The organism is Roseburia sp. AF20-18LB (assembly GCF_003461185.1).
Lineage (GTDB): Bacteria > Bacillota > Clostridia > Lachnospirales > Lachnospiraceae > Roseburia_C > Roseburia_C amylophila.
The window spans coordinates 1-3,967 of record NZ_QTWP01000024.1 but is presented as its reverse complement, the minus strand read 5'-3'; the positions used below and the strand labels follow the sequence as shown (position 1 = coordinate 3,967).

The window sequence follows — 3,967 nt, the reverse complement described above, 5'->3', positions numbered from 1 at the left end:
GATGTCGGCAATCAACACGAATCATCCGGTAGTCAATGCTGTTTTAAACCAGAAGTACCGCAGCATGCAGGAGAAACACATAGCAGTGATCCTAAAAGTGGGGGATCTGCAGGAGATCTGTCTGGAGGAGGAAGAGATCGTGATCCTGCTCTCCAATTTACTGGATAATGCAATCCGGGAGAGTGAAAAAGTACTGAAAAATACCGGAAAAGCGGTCATTCATCTGAAATTAGAGTGTGAAGATCATAAACTGATATTTGCGGTAAGAAATCCGGTAACAGAAAAAGTAGAAATTCAAAACGACGCGATAAAAAGCAAAAGAGGGGATCATCACGGCATTGGGCTGTTAAATGTAAAAGCAGTTGTGGATAAATATGGCGGTGATATGGGGCTTTCCTGCGATGAAAATGAATTTAAGGCTGTGGTTATCTTGTAAAGAGATGCTCTTTGTGTGCGTAATATGGTCGTTTGATGATATGGGACTAGGAGAACAGGTTATTTTATCCGATAAAAAAATAGAGGAAATAAGTATGTTATGAGAATTTTAAAGAATGAATATGATAAATGGATAAGTATATATAGAGGTTAAAATATATGCAGAGAAGGTAGAAAATATGAGGTGAATTCATGGGAATATCGATTTCAAATGCAACGAGTTCTGCTATTACAAAATATAGTGTATCGCTGAGAAGTGGAGAACCTGATTGGTCTATGATTCCAAGTGCAGGGAAAAGCAATAAGTCACAGGCAGAGTTTGTCTCTGAGATTAAGGAACTGGCTCAGAGAGCTGCCAACACTACGAGTAAAACGGAATTAGAATCTATTCACAGGCAGAGAACAAGGTTATGTGCAGAATACATATCCGATGTATCCCCTGACAGAAAGGCATTATATCAGCAGGCTAAAAATGCGGTAAAAAGTCAAAATGGTAATCCGAAATGCAAAGGAATCGGAGAATTATCATTGCTCGATTTTCTGGAGAGGGCAGAGGGGAAAAATAACAACCTTGCGCAAAAGAAGTTTGCTCTGGCGGGAGGAGGCACACTGGAATGTCCGATTCTGACAGGCGAAGGATATGGTGCCGACATTTCTTATCAAGGAACAAAAGTGTTGACCTATCTGGGAGATAGTTATGGATGGGGATGCGAAAGAACTCCGGCTGAGCGGGAAAAGGAAAGAGAATTTTACGGAATTTACTTCAATGAATACCATACGCAAAAGAATGCCCAAAGCTCAGAATTGAAAGAACTGCCGAACTATTTGGAAGAGAAAACGTCTTTTGATAGGAAAGCGTAAGGATATAGGTAAGATAACAGGTTTAATATGGGAGGATGTTTTATGTCAAAAATAACGGATTATGCTTTTTTGTTTCAAAAATCATTTGGGACATCAGGAGTAAATGCAATAGGCAGTTTTCAGTTGTCCCAGTTGAACAGCAGTTCTGTTCAGTCCAAGTTAAAAGCTGCCGGGATTAACACAAACAGCAAACAATATAAAGCCGCAGTAAAACAAATGATGTCTGCTGGAAATGGTGCAATGTATGGCAATATTCAGGGAATAAAAAATCTGATGAGTCATTATGACAAGGATGGAGATTATATCAACCCTGTAAATGGACTGGCAGGACTTTTAGTGACAGATGAAAATGAAAGTTCGAGAAAAAGGATCATATCAATTCCGGATAGTAGCAAAGAAGAAATGTATGAACTGACAAAAAAAGAGTTCCTGCGTGAAAACGGTGTCCACAATGGAGATACAACAAAACGTTCCGAGGTATATAACAATTTGTACCGCAAAATGCAGAAAAAGGACAGATTGGCTGCCGGGTACACCCTTGAAAAATATGAGAGAATTTACAGACAGGCATTTTATGATGCCGCAAAAAAGGCTGATCCTAACTGGGAAATTGGTAAGCCAATTAAAGATGGTGCATTAGATAGTGTTACAAGAGAATTGGCAGAGTCGGGGAAATCTCCTGCACAGGCAACGCTTGATACTAAAATTTAACATATCAGGTATATTTGAATAATTAAAAAGAGAAAATTTTGAGCTGATTGGAGGAACAAAAATATGAACATTAGTTCTGGTCTGAATACCGTATCTTCATTGTACGGTCAACAAAAAAGTAATTATATGAAAGCACCTGCATCTGCGGAAAAGACATTTTATACGGCTGAAACACCAAAGGTATACCAGATATTCACAACAGATAATATGTTGTGGACAGGAGGTAATGGTACAGGTCTTTCTTATTGCCTTAAATATGCGGATGATTCGACGGATGAAAATCCAGTGGTGTTAGCGAAAGGTGTGGATGAAAACGGGAAAGAGTTTGAGCAAAGAATTTATATCAATGATGTTAATCCATCAAATGCTACAGTAGTCGAAATGCGTGCATTGGAGGCACATTACAAAGTGGAGAAGCAGGGAGGTTTCACGTCTCTGCCGCTTGAAGCTGGTAATATGGGACTTAACGACAGAAGAGATTTTATCTCAATGTTCAAAAAAAGCATAGAAGATTTAAACAAATTGGGAAGTCAAGAGCTTATGTGGCAGCAAGAGGAGCAAAGATACTGAGTTATAATGTTATAAGAGAATGTTGGCAGTTGTTATGAGACTTATATAAGGTAGGAGATAATATGGTTACTTATATATTTATAAATCACTTGGACCATATAAGGAAAGTGATTGCAAATTCCGAATGACAGAGGAATATCAACGAAAAAATGCAATGGAGGAAATGCAATGGGTATAACAGGCGTAGGAAGTTCTTATAATTTTGTTTATAACACAAAAACAGGTAAGCTATCTACAAAGGATGGCAGTAAAAATGAATTTGTTGATTTTTGCAATGGAGATGTAAAGGGAGAAGATACAGAGACACTGAATCATTTTGATGAGCATACAAGATATCAGTTTACAAGAATGCTGTTTGCATATGGAACCGGAATGACCGGACAGAATCCTTTTGCCAATGATGAGAAAGTCGAGATTACAGCGGATATAGACAGTGCAACCCATACTTCCTTTTATGTGAATGGGCAGAAAGCGTTTACGGCAATTACGGGTATGTCATATCTCCCATCCGAGATTCAAACCTTTGGAACCGTACAGCAGCCATTTAAAACCAGAGGGTACAAACCATATGATCCCAGTACAAACAGTATCACGATTGGGGTTGGAAGCAGATTTAATCTTGGAAATGGATACAGCATGACGGTACAGGAAGATTTTGTCTGGGGCGAGGGCTATGGAAACGGAAGCAAGGCAGATGATGAAAGATGCAATATGATGATAGGTGGTCTGAACTCCCTGATACATTTTGCGGATCAGCAGTATTTTTCAAGTATGACAGATACATACACCGATTATATTTTAGATTTTCTTGCGTCACAGGGAGTGGATACAAGCAGAGAATTTGTGATAAACGGGACACATTGCGAACTGGTAAATGGGAAAATAAGTGAAGTTGGTAACGATTATGTGGTGCCTAGTTCCATTCAGCAGAAAGCAGTGAAAAGATATGAAGAAAGTATGTCACAGCTTTTGAATAGCGGAACTTGGTATAGATGGTCATAAAAGTAATAGATCACTTGGACCGTTATGGAGAGTGAATAGATTCCGAATGACAGAGGAATGAAAATAATTGGAGGTTGAGATGATGCAATCAATATCAAGTTATATTAATCCCAATACAAGAGCACTTACATCTAATTATAAAAATACAGTTATTAAAGATAAGGAAGCATATAATGGGGCGATGTTGCAGCACTTACTAAATCCGGTAGAGGATCTGGCACAAGCGTTAAAAACACCAATAAAATTGGCGAAGGATGCTTCAATTAGCAGACAGAATAATTCTGTTAATATTGCAGAAGGACAAAGTATTCGTGTTAATGGAGGTCATGTGCTTACGGTTACGGCGCATAGCAAAAATGGCTGGTGTTGAGGAAAATGATATTGACAG

Annotated in this window: 6 protein-coding genes; all 6 read left to right on the top strand. The window is 38.6% G+C overall.

Annotated elements, in window-relative coordinates; all coding sequences use genetic code 11:
* Positions 1–436 (top strand): ATP-binding protein (locus DWX65_RS14720; protein ID WP_118173743.1); only part of this gene is annotated, 436 nt, incomplete at its 5' end.
* A 191-nt stretch (positions 437–627) separates the two neighbouring features.
* Positions 628–1,296, top strand: coding sequence for a hypothetical protein (locus DWX65_RS14715; protein WP_117465419.1), 669 nt, complete (start codon positions 628–630; stop codon positions 1,294–1,296).
* Positions 1,297–1,338: 42 nt separating this feature from the next.
* A complete protein-coding gene (locus tag DWX65_RS14710) occupies positions 1,339–2,007 on the top strand; it encodes a DUF3879 family protein (RefSeq protein WP_117465418.1) in 669 nt (222 codons plus the stop codon).
* A gap of 63 nt (positions 2,008–2,070) precedes the next feature.
* Positions 2,071–2,577 (top strand): hypothetical protein, encoded by a 507-nt coding sequence (locus DWX65_RS14705; RefSeq protein WP_118173742.1) that lies wholly within the window; start codon positions 2,071–2,073, stop codon positions 2,575–2,577.
* Between the two features lie 168 nt (positions 2,578–2,745).
* Positions 2,746–3,579, top strand: a complete 834-nt coding sequence (locus tag DWX65_RS14700) for a hypothetical protein (RefSeq protein ID WP_015517474.1) — start codon at positions 2,746–2,748, stop codon at positions 3,577–3,579.
* A 79-nt stretch (positions 3,580–3,658) separates the two neighbouring features.
* Positions 3,659–3,949, top strand: coding sequence for a hypothetical protein (locus DWX65_RS14695; RefSeq protein WP_242997896.1), 291 nt, complete (start codon positions 3,659–3,661; stop codon positions 3,947–3,949).
* The last annotated feature ends 18 nt before the right edge of the window (positions 3,950–3,967 follow it).

Coding starts and splice junctions, on each gene's coding strand:
- DWX65_RS14715 (WP_117465419.1), top strand. CDS start 628: ATGGGAATATCGATTTCAAATGCAACGAGTTCTGCTATTACAAAATAT.
- DWX65_RS14710 (WP_117465418.1), top strand. CDS start 1,339: ATGTCAAAAATAACGGATTATGCTTTTTTGTTTCAAAAATCATTTGGG.
- DWX65_RS14705 (WP_118173742.1), top strand. CDS start 2,071: ATGAACATTAGTTCTGGTCTGAATACCGTATCTTCATTGTACGGTCAA.
- DWX65_RS14700 (WP_015517474.1), top strand. CDS start 2,746: ATGGGTATAACAGGCGTAGGAAGTTCTTATAATTTTGTTTATAACACA.
- DWX65_RS14695 (WP_242997896.1), top strand. CDS start 3,659: ATGATGCAATCAATATCAAGTTATATTAATCCCAATACAAGAGCACTT.